Origin of the sequence: Enterobacter cloacae complex sp. 6730903, assembly GCF_048283985.1 — a bacterium.
Classification (GTDB): domain Bacteria; phylum Pseudomonadota; class Gammaproteobacteria; order Enterobacterales; family Enterobacteriaceae; genus Enterobacter; species Enterobacter hormaechei_C.
Window position 1 is genome coordinate 12,836 of sequence record NZ_JBLVXX010000024.1, and the last position, 19,608, is coordinate 32,443.

Annotated in this window: 17 protein-coding genes; all 17 read right to left on the bottom strand. The window is 56.4% G+C overall.

Translation table 11 applies throughout. The annotated features are described in order from the left end of the window. Positions 1-8 precede the first annotated feature (8 nt). Positions 9-1,229 (bottom strand): colanic acid biosynthesis glycosyltransferase WcaL, encoded by a 1,221-nt coding sequence (gene wcaL, locus ACNQ0W_RS14010; RefSeq protein ID WP_062932811.1) that lies wholly within the window; start codon positions 1,227-1,229, stop codon positions 9-11. After that, the gene (gene wcaK / locus ACNQ0W_RS14015; RefSeq protein ID WP_062932810.1) at positions 1,226-2,506 is read right to left on the bottom strand and encodes a colanic acid biosynthesis pyruvyl transferase WcaK; all 1,281 of its coding nucleotides are present in this window, start codon (positions 2,504-2,506) and stop codon (positions 1,226-1,228) included. Before wcaK ends, wcaL begins: the two co-directional genes overlap by 4 nt. A 15-nt stretch (positions 2,507-2,521) precedes the next feature. Further along, on the bottom strand, positions 2,522-4,000 hold the full coding sequence (gene wzxC, locus ACNQ0W_RS14020; protein WP_062932809.1) for a colanic acid undecaprenyl disphosphate flippase WzxC: 1,479 nt from the start codon (positions 3,998-4,000) through the stop codon (positions 2,522-2,524). Position 4,001: 1 nt separating this feature from the next. Then, a complete protein-coding gene (gene wcaJ, locus ACNQ0W_RS14025; protein ID WP_062932808.1) occupies positions 4,002-5,396 on the bottom strand; it encodes an undecaprenyl-phosphate glucose phosphotransferase in 1,395 nt (464 codons plus the stop codon). A 128-nt stretch (positions 5,397-5,524) separates the two neighbouring features. Continuing rightward, complete coding sequence (gene cpsG / locus ACNQ0W_RS14030; protein WP_062932807.1) at positions 5,525-6,895, bottom strand: colanic acid biosynthesis phosphomannomutase CpsG; 1,371 nt, start codon at positions 6,893-6,895, stop codon at positions 5,525-5,527. A gap of 109 nt (positions 6,896-7,004) precedes the next feature. Then, positions 7,005-8,441: a mannose-1-phosphate guanyltransferase gene (cpsB, locus tag ACNQ0W_RS14035; protein WP_017383276.1), complete on the bottom strand. Its 1,437-nt coding sequence runs from the start codon at positions 8,439-8,441 to the stop codon at positions 7,005-7,007. A gap of 3 nt (positions 8,442-8,444) precedes the next feature. Continuing rightward, the gene (gene wcaI / locus ACNQ0W_RS14040; RefSeq protein ID WP_022651482.1) at positions 8,445-9,668 is read right to left on the bottom strand and encodes a colanic acid biosynthesis fucosyltransferase WcaI; all 1,224 of its coding nucleotides are present in this window, start codon (positions 9,666-9,668) and stop codon (positions 8,445-8,447) included. Continuing rightward, entirely contained in the window at positions 9,665-10,144 is a 480-nt protein-coding gene (locus tag ACNQ0W_RS14045) for a GDP-mannose mannosyl hydrolase (RefSeq protein WP_003863519.1), read from the bottom strand. The genes wcaI and ACNQ0W_RS14045 overlap by 4 nt, the downstream gene beginning before the upstream one ends. 2 nt (positions 10,145-10,146) lie before the next feature. Next, positions 10,147-11,112: a GDP-L-fucose synthase gene (gene fcl, locus ACNQ0W_RS14050; RefSeq protein WP_032671736.1), complete on the bottom strand. Its 966-nt coding sequence runs from the start codon at positions 11,110-11,112 to the stop codon at positions 10,147-10,149. Between the two features lie 2 nt (positions 11,113-11,114). Then, complete coding sequence (gmd, locus tag ACNQ0W_RS14055; protein ID WP_116329876.1) at positions 11,115-12,236, bottom strand: GDP-mannose 4,6-dehydratase; 1,122 nt, start codon at positions 12,234-12,236, stop codon at positions 11,115-11,117. A 21-nt stretch (positions 12,237-12,257) separates the two neighbouring features. Further along, the gene (gene wcaF, locus ACNQ0W_RS14060) at positions 12,258-12,812 is read right to left on the bottom strand and encodes a colanic acid biosynthesis acetyltransferase WcaF (RefSeq protein WP_015572376.1); all 555 of its coding nucleotides are present in this window, start codon (positions 12,810-12,812) and stop codon (positions 12,258-12,260) included. Between the two features lie 16 nt (positions 12,813-12,828). Next, entirely contained in the window at positions 12,829-13,575 is a 747-nt protein-coding gene (gene wcaE, locus ACNQ0W_RS14065) for a colanic acid biosynthesis glycosyltransferase WcaE (protein ID WP_003863510.1), read from the bottom strand. 16 nt (positions 13,576-13,591) lie between these two features. After that, positions 13,592-14,812, bottom strand: a complete 1,221-nt coding sequence (gene wcaD, locus ACNQ0W_RS14070; protein WP_015572375.1) for a colanic acid polymerase WcaD — start codon at positions 14,810-14,812, stop codon at positions 13,592-13,594. Further along, positions 14,787-16,004, bottom strand: coding sequence for a colanic acid biosynthesis glycosyltransferase WcaC (wcaC, locus tag ACNQ0W_RS14075; RefSeq protein WP_045328792.1), 1,218 nt, complete (start codon positions 16,002-16,004; stop codon positions 14,787-14,789). The genes wcaD and wcaC overlap by 26 nt, the downstream gene beginning before the upstream one ends. Further along, positions 16,001-16,492, bottom strand: coding sequence for a colanic acid biosynthesis acetyltransferase WcaB (wcaB, locus tag ACNQ0W_RS14080; protein WP_003863505.1), 492 nt, complete (start codon positions 16,490-16,492; stop codon positions 16,001-16,003). The genes wcaC and wcaB overlap by 4 nt, the downstream gene beginning before the upstream one ends. Further along, positions 16,492-17,334 carry a colanic acid biosynthesis glycosyltransferase WcaA gene (wcaA, locus tag ACNQ0W_RS14085; protein ID WP_017693085.1) on the bottom strand — a complete coding sequence of 281 codons (843 nt, stop codon included), beginning with the start codon at positions 17,332-17,334 and terminating at the stop codon, positions 16,492-16,494. Before wcaA ends, wcaB begins: the two co-directional genes overlap by 1 nt. Positions 17,335-17,444: 110 nt before the next feature. Next, a complete protein-coding gene (gene wzc / locus ACNQ0W_RS14090; RefSeq protein WP_015572374.1) occupies positions 17,445-19,607 on the bottom strand; it encodes a tyrosine-protein kinase Wzc in 2,163 nt (720 codons plus the stop codon). Position 19,608: the final 1 nt, after the last annotated feature.

Consider the following 19,608-nt stretch of genomic DNA (forward strand, 5'->3'; position numbering starts at 1 on the left):
CCTCAGCGTTACAGCGTTTGCAGCAGGCTCGCTAACTGGCGATTAATCACCTGCTGATTGAATTCTGCTTCAACTTTTTGCCGCGCATTTTGCAGCACAGGGATCAGCGTCTGCTGATCGATATCGCTGAACGCGGCCAGACGATCCGCCAGCGCCAGCGCATTGTTTTCAGGGACCAGCCAGCCGGAATGCTCAGAGGTGATCAGCTCCGGGATACCGCTGTGCAGGGTCGAGACCACCGGAATGCCGACCGCCATCGCCTCCATCAGCGCCACGGGAATGCCTTCCATATCGCCGTCGGCGCCGGTTACGGAAGGCAGCAGGAACACATCCGCGTCATCAAGCATGGCTTTCACTTCATGGCTCGGCTTGAAGCCCGGCATCTCGACCACGTCTTCCAGCTGATACTGTTCAATCAGCGTGCGCAGGCGACGCTCCCACGGCCCGATACCCAGGATGCGGTAGTGGAAGTCCACGCCGCGCGCCTTCAGCTGGCGACAGGCTTCGATGGCTACGTGCAGCCCTTTCTTTTCAGTCAGGCGGGCAACAGAGATAATTTGCAGCGGCTTGCCCGGCACCTTGACCGGTCGCTGGGTGAAGCGTTCCATGTCCACGCCCATGCGTGAAACGGTGATTTTCTCGCTCGGGCAACCCATGGTTTTCAGGCGTCCGGCCCACAGGTTGCTTATCGGCAGCATCATGTCGCCACGGCGAAACAGCTGCTGATATTCCGGCGTGTAGTGATTCAGCACTTCCCGACTGGAGATGTCGATACCGTGGAAAATGGTTGCGATTTTGCCGTCAATCACCCCCAGCTCACGCAGTTTTGCCGCCGTTACGCCCGCCGGGCCAAAGTGGGCGATAAAGACATCGGCCCGGTACGGCTGGGCCGTTTGCCCGCAAATGGCGGAAAGGATCAGGTTGCGGGCCTCTGCCCCATAGCGCGACATATTCAGCGCCCGCCACGTCGAGGCGCGATGCAGGCCGCGCAGCGTCTGCCCGGCGCGATAACGCAGTTTGTTCATTCGTCCGGCGGGTTCGTCCTGCAACCAGCGGGTTTTCGCCTCCAGCCCATACCGGGTATACGCCGCATGGGTGTTTTGCGTATCGCCCTTTTGCAGGGCGATAATCTCCACGTCATACCCCATATCGATAAACGCGGTGATTTGGTTCAGCACAAAAGTTTCAGACGACAGCGGAAATTTCAGTAAGAAGAAACCAACCTTCATTTCCCCTCCCGGACGCGGTCGAGTACGGATTTCACCATGCCAATACCTTTTTCGCGTTCGGCTTTTACCGCCACCGCCAGACGTTCGTTGATCGCAGGCAGCTGGCCGAGCGAGTCGCCCACCATCGCCCCCAGCGATCCGTCCAGCAGATGACGAATATCAACGGCCATTTCCGGCATACCGAGCTGCTGCATAATGCCCGCGGACTTGTGTTCGTAGTTGATGGCGATGGCTGGCGTGCCGAAGTTCATTGAGATAATGGCCGAGTGCAAACGCGTGCCCACGGTCAGGTCGCAGGCGGAGAGCAGCTTGCCCATCTCCAGATCGTTCAGCTCGTCCATCACCACGTGATAGCGGGACGGATCGTTCACCAGGTTGCGCAGGTTGAGCGCCACCATACGATCATCTTTGTTGTAGCTGTCGATACCGGTACAGGTGGAAAGCGCCAGCACCTGGTAACCGCTGTCCAGCACGCGGTTCACCACGTCGGCAAAGGCTTTCTCGTATGCCGCCTGGGTCGTGCCGAGGCGTTTATCGAACGGCGCAAGTTCACGCAGGGTAATGGCGACGGTTTTCTGTTTTGCCGCCACGTCCAGCCAGTGCTGTACCGCGTAGCTGGCCTGGAAACTGTCATCCTGATGATCCACCAGCCAGGCGGTGTCTACACCGTGCTCCACTTTGGTGGTGTCGATTTCGCTGCGCTTCATCATGTCGAGGCTGACCGATTCACGCAGGATCAGCGCGTCGCAGTGGCCGAAGACATAGTTCGCCAGCTGGTTAAACTGCGGATCCTGGAATGGCCCGACGCTGTGGCCGATCATAAACAGCGGTTTTTTCGCCATGAAGGTGCAGAGTGCATGCTCAAACTGCGGCACGCCGTAGAGATCGACGAAGAACGAACCGCCCACCTGAATAATCGCGTCATAGCCGGACAGCAGACGCACAAAATCGGTAAAACCCTGCGCGATGGCAATGTTGCGCAGCTTGCCGGTATCGGTCACGCGGGAAAGCAGCACCTGATGCTGGTAGCGGCGACGCAGCACTTTCTTCACGCGCCCCATCACGCCCGCAGCGTTGTTGTGCTGTTTCATCTGACTGTAGAGCGGATCGCCCATCACCGGGCGGTTCAGTAACCAGGATGAGCTGACCGGATAACGGCTCATCACATCCACTTCAGTCTCAGGCTTAAGGGTGTTAATTGCATCCAGTAAACCGCGCAGGATGGCGCTGTCGCCACGGTTGCCGCAGGTATGGTTGCCAAGAATAAGTAATTTCATAATGGCCTCGTAAAATTAGCCTGCGCGAAGCAGCGTTTTCATTTTTTCGTTACGGCAAAACTGGCGCTTCATCTCGACCACCAGCGCATTGCGTGACAGCACAATCATCACGCCGAACGCCAGCGCGCCTGCCGCGACCTGCACCGCAAGCAGCGCCGCCAGCGGCAGATGCCCGTTGAGCACCACGCCCAGGCCGTAGCTCACCGCAAGCGTCGGTAAGGAGAGATAAAACGGCAGCCACAGGCTGAGGATGTACTGCCGGTAGCTGGAGCCCAGCACCGGTTTGATCATCACGAAGTAGCTCAGCACGGTATTGACGATTTGTACCAGCAGGAAGCCGAGCGTCACGCCAATGGCGCCCGCCATGTGGCCGCCCACAATAATTGCCGGAATAAACAGGAAGGTTTTAAACACGTTGAACTTGAAGCTGATATCCACGCGCGCCTTCGCCATCAGCAGAGAACCAATCGGGTTCCCCACCGAGCGCAGCAGCCCCACGACGCACAGCAGTTGCAGGATCGGGATGATGCTGTTCCACTTCTCGCCAAACACCAGCGGCACGAAATTGCTGGCGACCACCATCAGTCCCAGCAGGACCGGGAAATTGATGATCCCCACCACGGAGAGCAGCTTGTAAAAGTTCACGCGCAGCTTTTCGGTATCGTCCTGAATTTTGGCGAACGCCGGGAACAGCACGCGGGTGATGATAGGGTTGAGCTTCATCGGCGGGACAACCGCGACGTTATACGCCAGGTTGTAGCCACCCGCGACGCTCGCGCCCAGAATGCGCGCCAGCACCAGCGTGGAGAGGTTAGTATTCACGTAGTTGATAATGCTGTCTGCCGTCAGCCACGCGCCGAAGCGCAGGTTGGATGAAACAGACGCCAGCGAAAAATGCAGCCCCGGGCGATAAATCTTACGGCCAAAGAAGCCGAACAGCAGCGTGCGCACGGCAGAGTTAACGAGGTAGCCGAGGATGGCGGTCATTGCCAGCGGCCAGAAATGGGCGCTGACCACGGTGAAGGTAAAGCCCGCCAGCACGGCGCTGGTTTCAATCATGCCGATTTTGTTGAACTCCAGCTCCTTCTGCATCAGCGCGCGGAACTGCTGCCCGTGCGGGATCACCACGAAAGCGAACGACAGGGTGCGCATCAGCGGCGCCAGGTCCGGGTTATGCAGCACGCTGGCAATCACATCGCTCAGCAGGAACACCAGCACAAAAACGAAGATACCCAGCCCGACGTTCAGCCAGTAGAGCGTGGTCAGCTCCAGATGGCTGATCTCCTTGCGCTGGATAATGGAGTTGGCGATACCAAAGTCCGACAGCGTATCGGCCAGGGCGATAATCACCAGCGAGACGGTCAGCAGACCAAACTGGTGATTATCGATAATGCGCGCCAGCACCGTCATCTGCACCAGGCCGAGGCCAATGATGACGATGGTGGCCATGGCTGACCATTTCGCGCCGCTGATGGTTTTTTCTCGTAAGCTCATCTTAGTACGCCGCTTTGTTCACGAAACCTTTGAAAATGGTCAGAAAAACAATCTTGATATCGAACCAGAGGCTCCACTCGCGGATGTACTCCAGATCGAACTCGATACGTTTTTCCATTTTTTCCAGCGTGTCGGTCTCGCCGCGCCAGCCGTTGATCTGCGCCCAGCCGGTGATGCCTGGCTTCACCTTATGGCGCAGCATGTAGCCTTCAATCAGGGTACGGTACTGCTCGTTATGGGCCACGGCGTGAGGACGAGGCCCGACGATGGACATCCCGCCGGTGAACACGTTGATGAACTGCGGCAGCTCATCAAGCGAGGTACGACGCAGGAAGTTGCCCACGCGGGTGACGCGCGGATCGTTCTGCGTCGCCTGGGTCACCACCTTGTCGTTCTCCATCACCTTCATGGAGCGGAATTTCCACACCATGATCGGCTTACCGTCCATGCCGTAGCGGGTCTGACGGAAGATGATCGGCCCCGGCGAGCTGAGCTTCACCGCCAGCGCAATGCAGCACAGCACCGGGGAGATGAGCAGCAGGATCAGGGACGAAAGGACGATATCTTCCACGCGCTTCAGCACGCGGTTAATCCCCGACAGCGGCGTGTCGTACAGTGGAACAACCGGTACCCCGTTCACCTCTTCAACACGGGAGTGGAGAATATTGAAGGTGAAGACATCCGGGATGAGGATCACCGAGCAGGTGGTATCCGCCAGCTCGCGCATCAGTTTCTTGATGCGGGATTCATCTTTCATCTGCATGGCGATGTAGACGTTATGAATTTTGCCGGCTTTCGCATCGTCAATAAGCTGTTCGTAGTTACCTGCCCAGTCGGACGGCACGCCGCCGGGCTTCGCATCGTGATAAATCCCGACCACTTCAAAACCTAACCACGGCTCTTTGCGGAAGCTGTCGAGCAACACCTGCCCCACCGGCAGGTCACCCGCCACGGCAACGAAGCGACGGTTATACCCGCGGTTGCGCAGCCAGCCCGCGCCAAAGCGGATCAGCGAGCGGCAGACCACCATGCCAATGCTGGTTAACAGATACCAGCAGAGATAGGTCACAAGACGGTTATCAAAATCATGGCTGAACGCCACCAGCCCTGCGCTGAAAACCAGGCTTAAGGTCCAGTTCTGGAGCAGCAGCATCAGTTCGGTGGTCATTTTGACGCCGCGCCATGAACGATAGAAATCGGTCATGCCGCCGATCATCTGAAACACCACCAGCGCAATCAACGCCATCAGCAAGTGCATGTATAAGAACGACTGCCCGCTGACCCAACACACCGCCCACAGTCCGCCGACCATGATGGTGATATCAGAAAAACGCTGCACCATAGAGATTAACGATGCATTCGTTCTCGCTCGTTCGCGCTTTTTTAGATTTGTCATCGTTGTTCCTTTAGTTCTAAACCTTACCCCTCGCCCCTCACCCCGGCCCTCTCCCCAAAGGGGAGAGGGTGTTCAAGTTCCCTCTCCCCTTTGGGGAGAGGGTTAGGGTGAGGGGTAAGGTTTTCTTTTTACTGATTCAACAGCGCCAGAATGTCCTTCGTTCGGGCTTCCATCAGCGCGGTATCGGCGCGGGCCTCCACGTTCAGGCGCACCACCGGCTCGGTGTTGGAGGAGCGCAGGTTGAAGCGCCACTGCGGGAACGCCATGCTGATACCGTCGGTACGGTCAATCTCCAGCGCATGAATGGCAAAGTGCTGTTCGACGCGGGCAATAGCCTCAGCGGGCTGCGCCAGTTTGCTGTTGATCTCGCCACTCGCCGGGAACGCCGCCATGCGGTCGCGCACCAGTTCGCCCAGGCTCTGCCCTTTCAGGCACAGCAGCTCAGTCACCAGCAGCCACGGGATCATCCCGCTGTCGCAGTAGGCAAAATCACGGAAATAGTGGTGGGCGCTCATCTCCCCGCCGTAGATGGCGTCTTCCTCACGCATACGCTCTTTGATAAACGCGTGGCCGGTTTTGGACATCACCGGCTCGCCGCCCGCGGCCTTCACCACGTCGACGGTGTTCCAGGAAAGACGCGGATCGTGAATGATTTTCGCCCCCGGGTTTTTCTCGAGGAACGCTTCCGCCAGCAGGCCAACGATGTAGTAGCCTTCGATAAACTGCCCTTTCTCATCGAACAGGAAGCAGCGGTCGAAGTCGCCGTCAAAGGCGATACCCATATCGGCGCCGTGCTCAATCACCGCGTTGCGGGTGTCGTCGCGGCACTCCGGCAGCAGCGGGTTAGGAATACCGTTCGGGAAGTTGCCGTCTGGCGTGTTGTGCACTTTGACGAAGGTCACCGGCACGTTCAGCGCCTTAAAGCGGGCTTCAAGTGCATCGACAACCGGGCCTGCCGCGCCGTTGCCGGAGTTAATCACCAGCTTCAGCGGTTTGAGGTTTGCCACGTTGATGTAGCCCAGCAGGTGGTCGATGTACTCTTTTTGCAGGTTAATCTGCTTATAGCTGCCGCGTCTGGCTTCATTCACCGGCGGGAAGTCGTTGGCCTCGGCCAGACGCTGCACGTCGCGCAGGCCGGTGTCGCCGCTGATAGGACGCGCGCCCTTGCGCACCAGCTTCATGCCGTTGTAGTCCATCGGGTTATGGCTGGCCGTCACTTCGATACCGCCGTCCACGCCCAGGTGGAAGGTGGCAAAATAAATCTCTTCGGTACCGGAAAGACCAATGTCCAGCACGTCGACGCCCGCGTCCTGTAGCCCTTTCGCCAGCGCCAGCTTCAGGGATTCGCTTGTCAGACGCACGTCGCCGCCCAGCACGATAGTTTTTGGTTTCAGGTATTCGCCGTACGCGCGACCGATGCGCCACGCAATGTCTTCGTTCAGCTCTTCGCCCAGCTTGCCGCGAATATCGTAGGCTTTAAAACAGGTTAATTTTTCCATGATGACCCCTTTTTCAGGCAACAGTTGGCCCTGACCATGTAATGGCCAAATTTATTTTTGTCATTCGTAGGCCCGGTAAGCGCAGCGCCACCGGGCATGATGCGGAGTGCTACACGCGCCCGTAGCGATCCTGGAAGCGGATGATGTCGTCCTCTTCCAGATAGGAGCCGGAACGCACCTCAATTAAGTCGAGCGGAATTTTCCCCGGGTTTTCCAGACAGTGCGTGGCGCCCAGCGGAATATAAATGGACTCGTTTTCACCGAGCAGCTTCACTTCACCGTCGATGGTCACTTTGGCGGTCCCCGCCACCACCACCCAGTGTTCGGCGCGGTGATGGTGCATCTGCACCGACAGCCCTTCTCCCGGCTTCACGGTGATGCGTTTCACCTGGTAACGCTCGCCGGCGTCGATGGAGTCATATTTGCCCCACGGGCGGTAGACTTCACGGTGAATATGGTGTTCGTGGCGGCCATCGGCCTTGATCTTCTCCACCACTTTTTTAACGTCCTGCACGGCATTACGGTCGGCAATCAGCACCGCGTCTTTGGTCTGCACGACCACCAGATCCTTCACCCCTACCGTAGTGACGAGGCCAGATTCGGCGTAGACGTAGCTGTTTTCCGTTTTGTGGCTGATCACATCCCCGTGATGGACGTTACCCTCCGGGGTATGCGCGCTAATCTCCCACAGTGACGACCAGGAGCCGACGTCGCTCCAGCCCGCATCCATCGGTACCACTACCGCATCTGCCGTACGTTCCATCACCGCATAGTCAATGGACTCTTCCGGACAGGCGAGGAAAGCTTCTTCGTCCACGCGGATAAAATCGAGATCCGGATCCACCACCGCCATCGCTTTTTCGCAGGCGCGTAAGATATCCGGGCGATATTTTTCCAGCTCTTCCAGGTAGCGACCGGCGCGGAACAGGAACATACCGCTGTTCCAGTAGTATTCACCGCTGGCGACGTACGCCTGCGCGGTTTCCAGATTCGGTTTTTCGACAAACTGCGCCACGTCAAAGGCCACGCTGTCGCCTTCACCCGGCGTAACGCTGCCGCGGCGAATATAGCCATAGCCGGTTTCTGGCAGATCCGGCACGATGCCGAAGGTCACCAGCTTGCCGTTCTCAGCGTAAGGAATCGCGGCGCGTACCGCATCGCGGAAGGCCTCTTCCTGCTGGATGACGTGGTCAGCCGCCAGCACCAGCATCAGCGGGTCGCAGTCCGGGCTGCTGCGTTTTGCCGCCAGCGCCGCGAGGGCAATGGCAGGCGCCGTGTTACGTCCGGCAGGCTCCAGAATGATATTTTCGGTCAGTTTGTTCAGCTGGCGCAGCTGCTCGGCAACGATAAAGCGGTGCTGTTCGTTACAGATCACCACCGGGCTTTCACACTCCACGCCGTGCAGACGATTAACCGTCGTTTGCAGCATGGTGAGGTCGCCTTTCAGGCACAGGAATTGTTTTGGATAAAGCACGCGGGACAGTGGCCACAACCGGCTCCCGGATCCACCCGCCATTACGACCGGATACAAAGTGGTTTGACTCATGATTTATCCCCGTATATCTGCAATAAATTGGCTCAGCACGTTCTCTTTCTCGAGCGTGCGTTCGGCATATTCACGTGCCACCGTGTTCTCTTTTGGCATGGCGAGTGCCTGCTCAATTCCGGTCACCAGCGCAGGAACCGATTCCGGCTCCACGCAAACGGCAATGCCCGGGTAGCTGTTGCACAGCTGGCCTAATTCTGTTGCGGCTTCTGCCGTAATCACCGCGTTTCCGCCCACTGCCAGAATGTTGGTCAGCTTGGATGGCAGCACCGCATCCGCCGCGCCGCGTTTTTGCACCACCAGATGGCAATCCGCCATTTTCAGCAGCGCGGGCAGCGCGTCATAAGACTGAAGCGGGAAGAAGCGGATGTTGGTCAGTCCGCGCTCGCTGGCCATTTTTTCCAGCCGCGCTTTACCGCCGCCCTGCCCGACTATCACGAACATCCACGGGTGTTCGCTCAGCTGAAGCGCGGCGTCAATCACGCTCTCCAGCCCCTGTTTTTCGCCGATGTTGCCTGAGTAAAGAATGATTTTTTGCTCAGCAGGCAACCCGAGCTGCGCGCGTAACGCCTGCGCATCCTGGTCTGTCACATCGCGGAAGCGCGCCACTTCGGACCAGTTCGGAAAGAAGATCACTTTTTCCGCCGGGACGCCCTTCTCCTGCGCCTTGTTCATCATCGAGCGCGAGATGGTCGAGACGTAATCCACGTTGTGCAGGCCGCTGCGCTCAAAGGCGCTGGCGAGCTTCGCCACCTTGCCGCCCTTGCCTTTCCCCGCCATCCCCAGCCCGAGCATGGCGTCCACTTCATAATCCTGAATGTGCAGCAGGGTGCGCGCGCCGGAGAGTTTTCCCAGCAGGCGCATGCCTGGAGTGCAGAACAGCGTCGGCACCACGCCGATGATGCGATCCGGCTTCCAGCGACGCTGCGCCATCAGCGGGAAGAAACTGCTCAGGGCAAAGCTGCCCAGATGAATTAAACGTTTCAGCGTCGAGGGCTGTTTCGGCACGTAGAGCGGGCAGCGCCAGACGGTCGCGGCGCCCTCTTCGCGGCGGTAGCGCCAGCTGGAATAGCGTTCGCCTACCTTCCACTCCGGGTAATACGGCGGGGCAGTAATCACCCGCACGTCATGTCCCTGGCTCGCCATCCACTCGACCATCTCGCCGGTGTATTTCCCGATACCGGTAAGCTCCGGCGAGTAGTTAATTCCGTAGACGAGGATTTTCATAGACCTGGCACCTCGGCCTGACGTTCCGCAAGGAAGTACGCCCGACTGTTGTCATGGACGTTGTCGCTTGCCAGCAGCGCCTCTGGCGTTAACCAGCGGTAATCGTCATGCTGAGAATCAGGCAGACGCAGGTCTGCCTCACTCACCTTCAGGCGGAACCCCAGCACGACGTAGTGCGTGGTGAACCCGGTGCCTGAAAAGTTATCGTCATAGAAGTGCTGCCAGACCCCGTAAAACTGGCCCGCTGCCATCGGCAGTTGCAGGCCCAGTTCCGCCAGAGTGAGACGCTCAAACGCATCGGTAAGCGTCTCATCCTTCTGCACGCGCCCGCCGGGCACGAACCAGAAGCCCTGTGCAGGACGATTGGTTCGTTTCCCCAGCAAGAACTCGCCGCGTTCGTTCTCCACGATCAAATCAATTGAGATCAGCGGAGTGGAACGCACTACCGTGGCAAAATCTTCCTGACTTAAAAACATCATTACCCCCGGAAGCGGTGCTGGTTTTCCAGGAACCACTGGTAGGTGCTGGCCAGCCCCTGCTCCAGTGAGACCTCGTGATACCAGCCCAGCTGATGCAGACGGGTCACGTCCAGCAGCTTGCGCGGCGTGCCGTCCGGTTTGGTGGCGTCAAACACCACGCGTCCTTTGTAGCCCACCACCTGCGCGATGGTCTGCGCCAGCTCGCGAATGGTGCAGTCCACGCCGGTCCCGACGTTAATGTGCGACAGCATCGGCTCGGTGTTTTCCTGCCACACCTCGCGATCCAGCTCCATGACGTGAATGCTGGCCGCAGCCATGTCGTCCACATGCAGGAACTCGCGCATTGGCGTACCGCTGCCCCACACCACCACGTCCGGGGCGTTTTCGGCAGTCGCCTCGTGGAAACGACGCAGCAGCGCCGGGATCACGTGCGAATTGCTCGGGTGGAAGTTGTCGTGCGGTCCGTACAGGTTGGTCGGCATCACCGAGCGATAGTCGCGGTTATACTGACGGTTGTAGGATTCACACAGTTTGATCCCGGCAATTTTGGCAATCGCATACGGCTCGTTGGTGGCCTCAAGCGTGCCCTGCAACAGTTCGCTCTCGGCGATCGGCTGCTTCGCCATTTTCGGGTAGATACAGGATGAGCCGAGGAACAGCAGCTTATTCACGTTGTGCAGATGCGCCGCGTGAATGATGTTGCTCTCAATCATCATGTTCTCGTAGATGAAATCCGCCGGATAGGTGTTGTTAGCGACAATGCCGCCCACCTTCGCCGCCGCCAGGTACACCTGGTCGATACGTTCGCTGGCGAAGAAGTCCTGCACCGCAAGGCTATCAAGCAGGTTCAGCTCGTCGCGGGTGCGAACAATCACCTCAACGTCGCCGCGCTGTTCCAGCTGGCGAACAATCGCGGAACCCACCATTCCGCGATGACCGGCGACAAAAATACGTTGTTTTGTCATTCTCAGGACTCCAGCGCGATGGCAACCTCGTAGCCATGAGACTTGAGCAGGGAGTGTTTTTTCGCTGCTTCAAGATCTTTGGCCACCATCTCGGATACCATTTCTTGCAGGGTGGTTTCTGGTTTCCAGCCCAGCTTCTCATGCGCTTTGGTTGGGTCGCCCAGCAGGGTTTCCACTTCAGCAGGACGGAAGTAACGCGGATCAACCTGGACAATCACGTCGCCTGGCTTCACGCCCGGTGCGTCGTGGCCGGTCACGGAAACAACGATACCCCTCTCTTCCACGCCGGTGCCTTCGAAGCGCAGCTTGATGCCCAGCTGTGCCGCAGCCATCTCAACGAACTGACGCACGGAGTACTGTACGCCGGTCGCGATCACGAAGTCTTCTGGCTGTTCCTGCTGCAACATCATCCATTGCATTTTCACGTAGTCTTTCGCATGGCCCCAGTCACGCAGGGAATCCATGTTGCCGAGGTGCAGGCAAGACTCCAGGCCCTGAGCGATGTTGGCGATCGCGCGGGTGATTTTGCGGGTCACGAAGGTTTCGCCGCGACGCGGAGATTCGTGGTTGAACAGAATGCCGTTACAGGCGTACATGCCGTAGGATTCACGGTAGTTCACGGTGATCCAGTAAGCGTACAGTTTCGCCACAGCGTACGGAGAACGCGGGTAGAACGGGGTGGTCTCTTTCTGCGGAATTTCCTGCACCAGACCGTACAGCTCAGAGGTAGATGCCTGGTAGAAGCGGGTTTTCTTCTCAAGACCAAGGAAGCGAATCGCTTCCAGCAGACGCAGCGTACCCATCGCATCCACGTCAGCGGTGTACTCCGGGGACTCGAAGGAAACCGCAACGTGGCTCATCGCCCCCAGGTTGTACACTTCATCCGGCTGTACTTCTTGCAGGATGCGGGTCAGGTTGGAGGTATCGGTCAGGTCGCCGTAGTGCAGATGGAATTTCGGGTTTGCCGCATGCGGATCCTGGTAAATGTGATCGACACGCTCGGTGTTGAATGAAGAGGCACGACGCTTAATACCGTGAACTTCATACCCTTTTTCCAGCAGCAATTCTGCCAGGTAAGAACCATCTTGTCCGGTAACGCCGGTGATGAGAGCGACTTTAGACATGTTTATATTCCTCTGTACTTATCAAAGTTTTTCAGTTTCAACGCGTTCGCGTATCACCACTGCGGGGTTGCCACGGCAAATTTTATTTGCCGGAAGCGATTTAAAAACGCTGCTGCGGGCACCGACTACCGTGCCATCGCCAACAGAAACACCGGGTGCAACAAAGACGTCTGTTGCCAGCCAGCATTTTTCACCGATCACAACAGGCGAAGCGGTAATATCAAAATGCGGGCTCATAAAATCGTGGCTGCCGGTGCACAAATAACACTTCTGTGAAACCACCGAATTTGCGCCAATCGTAATCTCGCCAAGGGTATATAACACCGCGTCATCCCCAACCCAGGCGTAATCCCCAAGCGTTAATTTCCAGGGATAAGTAATTTTCACCGAAGGTCGAATGACTACGTTTTTTCCTATTTTTGCGCCAAACAGACGCAGTAAAAATGCGCGCCAGCGGTACAGTATTTGCGGCGACCAGGCAAATAACGTTGCCTGTACAGCCCACCACAGTTGAACTTTAATACCGCTCCCGCCCCGAAAACCTTTCGGCACGGAGAATCCATTTAATTCCTGCATTACGTTTCCTTATATCTCAGGCTTTGTTATATAAGGCTTTCGCTTTACCCGTCGTTTTCAGACGTAAGAAATAAGATAATTCCGCCCAGAACCCCGGCACGCGTAATATTTTACGCTGCACGTTTTTGGCATCCTGGCACAGTTCCAGATTATTCGAGGTTGACACGCCACCCATTGAAAATTCAGATACCAGTCCTTTAATTCGACGGAACGGGTAGCCAGATTTGTACAGGCTGGCGGCCAGGGCATAATCTGATGACACTTTATAGCGCAAATCGTAAGGCTGTTTTTTCAGGCCGCTCATTGGGAAGAAAATAGCCTGATGACTGGCCGGCAGGCTGTGGTAGATATACCAGCCTGGTTTCGCGCCGCGCAGCACTTTTTTCCCCTCGCCGAAATCAAGCAGCGCATCACCGATAAACATGGCATCTTCTTTCTGGCGCGCCAGCTGACGGGCAAACAGCGCCACATCTTCATGGAACACATCGCCGGAATTGAGGAAGATCGCGTAACGCCCCTGCGCCATGTTGATGCCTTTATTCATGGCATCGTAAATACCTTTATCTTTCTCGCTGATGTAACGTAAGTTGAACTCACCGTTGAGTTTTTCCAGGAACTCCGCCGTGCCGTCGTTCGAGCCGCCATCGACCACGATCCACTCAAATGTGAGGCTCGGATCGCGCGCCAGGTTGCGCAGCGAGCGCCAGGTTTTTACCACCCCTTCGTAGTTACGAAAGGCGACAGTAATGACGCTAAGAAACATAAATCACCTCATTTCGTCATACGCTCGTAATATTCAGCGCTTTGCGCAAAATAAACGGACATACAATTAAGAATGCATATTCCGGGCTAAATATTGACCCGGTAAAAAACAACGACACCGGTGTGAACAGATAAAGTTGCACGCGAAAGTTCTGGTTATCACCAAACGCGTTAATCATCATTTTGAAAACTTTAAACAGATACCACAGTGTCAACAGTACGGCGAACCAGGAAAAATAGATAATTAACAGATACAGACCATTGTCTATGGTTTTACCGACATCCGCACCGTTAAAGATTCCGAATGATGCAACATATTCGTAAAGTGAGCCGAATCTTACTACGCCATCAATATGGGTTAAGGAATAACCCACCATCACCAGTGGACCAATGATGCGATAATAGGACGACGAACCTTCCGTTCCCAAATCACCCAGACGTTCAGAAATGTACGGAAACGCAAATATTACGCCCACTAAAAATACCGTCAGAGAAATTATCGCCAGCGGCAGTTTTTTCTTAATCGCCTCTTTGTTCAGGTACTGGAACGCCCACTCCAGCAGGTAAAACAGAATAAACGTCATTACCCCGGAGAACGACCCTGACAGAACGATTCCTGCAAGAATCATAGCATCGGTCTTGGGGGTTTTGATACCGAACTGTTTGATGCTGAGCCAAATTGAGATTAATGCCAGAGCAAAAAACGCCGGTTCAAAATAGAGCGCGGTTGTACGCTTGCCACCAAACTTAATGAAGTTCAGTACATAGCTGTTACTGTATATAAGATATTTCGAAATTATTTCCATCAGGCTACTGCCGCCTGTGAGAATAATTTGCGCCATCTCCATTGCCGCAAGCACAACAATCAGCCCGACGACAATATAAAAGAACCTGAGGATTTTCCTATAATTGTGCGGAGAAATAGTTTTAAAGCGAATACTCCACACCATGCCAATAATGATAACGATATAAACAAACAGCATGGTGGAGGTGACATATTTGCTGGCGTCCAGCGACTGACCAAAGATGTAGTTAAACGCCGTCAGACCAAACCCGATGCCCAGTGAAATCATCAGCTTTTTGAGGTTAAGCTTGTCAACGTAAAGCAACAGCAGAACCGGCAGGAAGGTGACGATAGTGATCGGGAAGCTTTCACCGAGCTGGGCAATCTTAACGTTGACCAGCAGGTAGATCAGCGGCAGCAGCAGATAACTACAGATTCTGATAGAACGAGACATACTCCTCCAGCATCTGTTGTCCACTGTACGCTTTGCGGCTACGGTTGCGGAACGATTCCAGGTCAGTGCCAAAAACAGCCTGCGCGATATCGGCCTTCGACAACTGCACCAGCGGCAGCACCTCGTTTTCACTGAAGGTTTTACCGCCGGATTTCTCCAGCACTTCCCGCGCGGCGTCGCTGTGGGTGGCAATCACCGGTACGCCGATGGAAAGCGCTTCGCACAGGATCAGCGGGTAGTTGTCCACGCGGGAGCTGAACACCAGCGCGTCCATACCGTTGAGCGCGCTCATCAGTTTGCGTTTGTCGGTTTCAAACCCGTGGTTCACCACGTTAGCGCCTTCGAACGGCGAGAATTTGCCAAAGGTATGCAGCTCAATTTTGTCGCCGAGCGCCATCATGTCGCGCACCAGCTGCTGGTTGGTTTTGCCGTCGTAGCGCAGGTCATGGGCGACGACCGCAATTTTCGGCTTACCGGGGGTAACGGCTACGGGCGTCAGTTCGGCCAGGATCGCTTCCGTTGCCACATCAATACCGTTGTTGATGATCTGGCAGCGCCCTGCTCCGTACAGGCTATTAAAAGCGTCCGCCACGTGCTGGCTTGGGGAGATAAAGGTGCAGCCGAGCGAGAGCATATCGCGGAACAGCTGACGCTTACCCTCAACCAGCTGATGCGCGCGATCGACCTTCACAGGCGGGTAGTTGCTGAGCGTAGGGCATTTCTGGCAGTTATCTTTCCAGCCTTCGCAGCCGTCGGTAAAGGCGCAACGTCCGGTCACGCTCCAATGGTCGTGCAGCGTCCAGACAAATCGGGTATCCGGCTTGTGCGCCTTCACCTTGCCACAAAACGCCACCACCTCTTCCAGATTCAGCCAGTAGCTGTGCAGCACGTGGAAGTGCAGCACAACCGGGCCGCGAGTGCGGGTGACGGTGCGGTAGAGATTATTCAGGTTGCCGAACAGGTCGCGGTTAAACAGGCGGAACAGCGCAATATTGGCGATGGAGGTCAGACGTGGCGTCTGCTTCAGCACCTGCGGATAGTTATCATGGCTGACGCTTTTCTTGCCGCCTTTACCGTAACCGTAAACAAAGCGCGACTGGAGTCCTTTTTGCAGCGCGCGCTGGTGCAGATCCAGCGCTACGCCTGCCGCCCCGCCCTCTGCGAGGCGTACGTTAAATTGCAGAATGTTCATTTAATCACCTTCACGCGGGCTTTCTCGCCCACCACCAGCGCGTTGTCCGGAATGCTGTCCAGCACCACGCTGCCTGCGCCAATCGTCACGTTATTACCCACGGTAATGTCCCCGATCATCACCACGTTGGCGCCCAACTCGACGTTATTGCCAATCACCGGGCAAGCCAGGCTGTCTGGCCCGCGGTTACCGATTGTCACCCCGTGGCGAATGGTGAAATCATCACCCGCGACGACGAACTTGTTGATGACCACCGCATAGCCGTGATGAATGGTAAAGCGGCGGCCAATGGTGGCAGCGGCCTGAATTTCATAGCCAAAAAAGCATTCGGTGATGATGCGGTACAGCACCAGCACCGGCGCGGCCCAGATATTGTTCAGCACATTTTTTTTGCGCCACACCGAGCAAAAGTGCGCAATACGGTAGGCCAGAACCATGCAGCACGGGCGCAGGCTCCAGCTGTTAGCGCGGCAATCTTCCAGAAACATTATTTCCCCCGAAGCCCGTCAGCCAGACGCTTGCCGTTACGTACCGACAGTAGCGTCAGCAGCGTGCGCCAGTTCATGCGCTTGTTACGGATCTGATACAGGGTGAAGAGCTGATACTTCCGGCTGGCACGGTCAAACTTGTCCTTGTGCTTGCGGTAAAAATGGAAGTAGCCCGAGAATTTCTTCGGCGACGAGGTGATTTGCATCTCCCCGTGATTGATGTGCAGGATCTGCGTGGCCTCTTCCACCTTCCACGGCTCGCCGTACTCCACCACCATCCGCAGGAAGATGTCGTAATCCTGCGCGGCCTTCAGCTCGGTGTCGAACAGGCACTCCTTAAAGCGCCATGCCCAGGTAAACACCTGGTTGCCAATAATGTTGCGCTTGTAGAACAGGCGGCGGGAATACGGTGATTTCGGATACAGCGGCAGGCTGGCCGGCTGCGAATAGACCTCGCCCTGGCAGACATAGTCGTTGGCATACAGAAACGCGTGGGTCACCAGCTGCGCTTTGTGCGACAGGAAGATCGACAGACGGTTTGGCGTCCATTCGTCATCGTCGTCGATACCGGTCAGATACTGCCCTTTCGCCTGCATAATCGCCTGGTTGCGCACCGCACACGCCCCGGAGTTGATGGCGTTGTGCGTGTACATCACGCGCGGGTCGTTCAGGTCTTCAACAAACTTTTGCAGCTGTTCGTAAGAGGAGGAACAGTCATCCACGATAATCAGTTCCCAGTTATCGTAATCCTGACGCAGGACCGATTTAATCGCGCGGATCGCCAGCTGCTGACGATTCCATGTCGGCATATAGATAGAAATCAAAGGGCGTTGTGTGGTCATGGTCTTCCCCTTATCCCTCACCCCGACCCTCTCCCGGAGGGAGAGGGAGAAAAGCTGCACCATGCAGTCCTCTCTCCCCCCTGGGGAGAGGGTTAGGATGAGGGGGATTATTATTTACTGTCAGACTTGTATTCGTACTCGTAGTAGCCGTAATCCTGATACCCGGTCGCGCGGCGGAAGATGGAGTTCAGAATGACCCCCTTCACCTCAATACCGTTCTGCTCAAAGCGGCTCAGGCTGGTTTCCACTTCCTTCAGGGTGTTCACCGCATAGCGTGCGACCATCAGCGTGGTGCCCGCATGACGCCCTACCACGGCAGCGTCGGTAACCGCCAGAATTGGTGGGGTATCGATCAGCACCAGGTCATAATTTTTGCTCGCCCACTCAATCAGCTGCGTGAAGCGCTCGCTCATCAGCAGTTCAGACGGGTTCGGCGGCACCTGACCACGCGGGATCAGGTCAAATTTCGGAATCGAGGTCGGCTTGGCGCTCTCACTGATTTCCCCTTTACCGAGCAGGATTTCCGACAGACCGTTAACGTTGTTGGTGCCCAGCAGCTCGTGGGTGTAGCCCTTACGCATATCGCAGTCGATCAACAGCACGCGCTTGTTGGTCTGGCTCACCACCGCCGCCAGGTTGGCGCAGACGAAGGTTTTACCGATTGACGGGCTGACACCGGTCATCATCAGGACGTTGTTTTTGGCCTGCATCATGGCGAAGTGGAGGCTGGTACGCAGGCTGCGCACCGCTTCAATCGCCAGGTCGGTCGGGTTACCCACGGCCAGCAGCTGGCTCTGTTTGTAACGCTTGACGCCCTTAACGGTTTTGACGCTGTCACGGGACTTCTGCCACTCTGAAAGCGGGATGCTGGCATACACGCTGATCCCGTTCTCTTCCAGCACCTGCGGGCTTTCGATACCGCGGTTGAACAGCGAGCGCAGCAGCACGCCGACGATGGAAAGCATCAGGCCGAGAATAATACTGCCGAGGATAATCAGCGCTTTCTTCGGCTTCAGCACGCCCGGCTGGGTAATCGCCGGGTCAACGATACGCACGTCGCCGACGGTGCTGGCTTCGGTGATTTTCAGCTCCTGCTGTTTGTTCAGCAGCTGCATGTAAACCTGCTGGCCGGATTCCACATCACGCGTCAGGCGTACAATTTCCTGCTGCGTCTTCGGCATCGCGGTCACGCGGTCATTCAGCTTCGCCTTCTCTTCTTCCAGGGTACGACGTTTCTCCAGCAGCGTGCGGTACGCCGGGTGACGTTTGGTATAGAGCTTGGAAATCTCCGCCTCTTTGAAGGTCAGCTCGTTCAGCTGCGCATCAATATTCACCATGGAGTCGAGAACCGATTTCGCCTCCAGCGGCAGATCGACGGAATCCTTGTCCTGACGGTAGGCGTTCAGCTTGTTCTCCGCGTCATCCAGACGGGCGCGCACCTCCGGCAGCTGTTTACTGAGAAACGCCAGACTTTTTGCGGCTTCCGCTGACTTACGCTCAACGTTCTGCTCCAGATAGTTGCGGGTGATGCTATTGAGGATGTCGCGAATTTGATCCTTGTCTTCACCGGTGAAGGTCATGCTCAGGACGCCGGTGTCCTTGCCGTTTTCGGTGACGGTCAGGTTGTTTTGCAGGTTGTTGATCATCCCGAGCGTCGAGAATTTGGTGACCGTAAACTCCCCGCCCTCATGCGCCTGAATTGCGCTGACCTTGATGCTGACGCCCTCTTTGGTCAGCATCTGCCCCACCTCGCCGCGCGCGCTGAAGCCCGCGTCGCTGGTCAGCTGATACTGTTTTGGTCCCAGCACGGTCAGGGTAAAGGTTTGGTCCCCTGCCCCTTTTGGGATCACGAAGTCGGTCACTTTTACCGTATCGTTACTGCGCCCCATCAGGCGATCCCAGCCAGCGCCAAACACCGGGAAGGTGTTTTTGGTGACCGCGATATCCAGCCCCAGATCGTGAACCGTTTTGCCCAGTACCAGGCGCGACTGGATCAGCTGAATTTCGGCTTCCGATGCCGGCGGCTTGTTGGCCAGCGCCGAGCCGATATCCTGAACCAGCGAGTTTCCGGTATTTTGTTCGATCTGCACCAGCGCGTCGGCGCTGTAAATTGGCGTCGCGAACAGCGTATAAACGATCGCCGCCACGGCAAAGATGGCGGTAATACCCAGCACCCACCATTTCGCTTCAATAACGGTCCCGACCAGGCGACCGATATCGATTTCATCACTGCCCGACGTCGGGGCGGCAGAAGGTCTTGTTTTTTCTGTCATT

Bases quoted from the DNA above. Each gene is read 5' to 3' on its own strand.
- wcaL (WP_062932811.1), bottom strand. From the start codon at position 1,229: ATGAAGGTTGGTTTCTTCTTACTGAAATTTCCGCTGTCGTCTGAAACT.
- wcaK (WP_062932810.1), bottom strand. From the start codon at position 2,506: ATGAAATTACTTATTCTTGGCAACCATACCTGCGGCAACCGTGGCGAC.
- wzxC (WP_062932809.1), bottom strand. From the start codon at position 4,000: ATGAGCTTACGAGAAAAAACCATCAGCGGCGCGAAATGGTCAGCCATG.
- wcaJ (WP_062932808.1), bottom strand. From the start codon at position 5,396: ATGACAAATCTAAAAAAGCGCGAACGAGCGAGAACGAATGCATCGTTA.
- cpsG (WP_062932807.1), bottom strand. From the start codon at position 6,895: ATGGAAAAATTAACCTGTTTTAAAGCCTACGATATTCGCGGCAAGCTG.
- cpsB (WP_017383276.1), bottom strand. From the start codon at position 8,441: ATGAGTCAAACCACTTTGTATCCGGTCGTAATGGCGGGTGGATCCGGG.
- wcaI (WP_022651482.1), bottom strand. From the start codon at position 9,668: ATGAAAATCCTCGTCTACGGAATTAACTACTCGCCGGAGCTTACCGGT.
- ACNQ0W_RS14045 (WP_003863519.1), bottom strand. From the start codon at position 10,144: ATGTTTTTAAGTCAGGAAGATTTTGCCACGGTAGTGCGTTCCACTCCG.
- fcl (WP_032671736.1), bottom strand. From the start codon at position 11,112: ATGACAAAACAACGTATTTTTGTCGCCGGTCATCGCGGAATGGTGGGT.
- gmd (WP_116329876.1), bottom strand. From the start codon at position 12,236: ATGTCTAAAGTCGCTCTCATCACCGGCGTTACCGGACAAGATGGTTCT.
- wcaF (WP_015572376.1), bottom strand. From the start codon at position 12,812: ATGCAGGAATTAAATGGATTCTCCGTGCCGAAAGGTTTTCGGGGCGGG.
- wcaE (WP_003863510.1), bottom strand. From the start codon at position 13,575: ATGTTTCTTAGCGTCATTACTGTCGCCTTTCGTAACTACGAAGGGGTG.
- wcaD (WP_015572375.1), bottom strand. From the start codon at position 14,812: ATGTCTCGTTCTATCAGAATCTGTAGTTATCTGCTGCTGCCGCTGATC.
- wcaC (WP_045328792.1), bottom strand. From the start codon at position 16,004: ATGAACATTCTGCAATTTAACGTACGCCTCGCAGAGGGCGGGGCGGCA.
- wcaB (WP_003863505.1), bottom strand. From the start codon at position 16,492: ATGTTTCTGGAAGATTGCCGCGCTAACAGCTGGAGCCTGCGCCCGTGC.
- wcaA (WP_017693085.1), bottom strand. From the start codon at position 17,334: ATGACCACACAACGCCCTTTGATTTCTATCTATATGCCGACATGGAAT.
- wzc (WP_015572374.1), bottom strand. From the start codon at position 19,607: ATGACAGAAAAAACAAGACCTTCTGCCGCCCCGACGTCGGGCAGTGAT.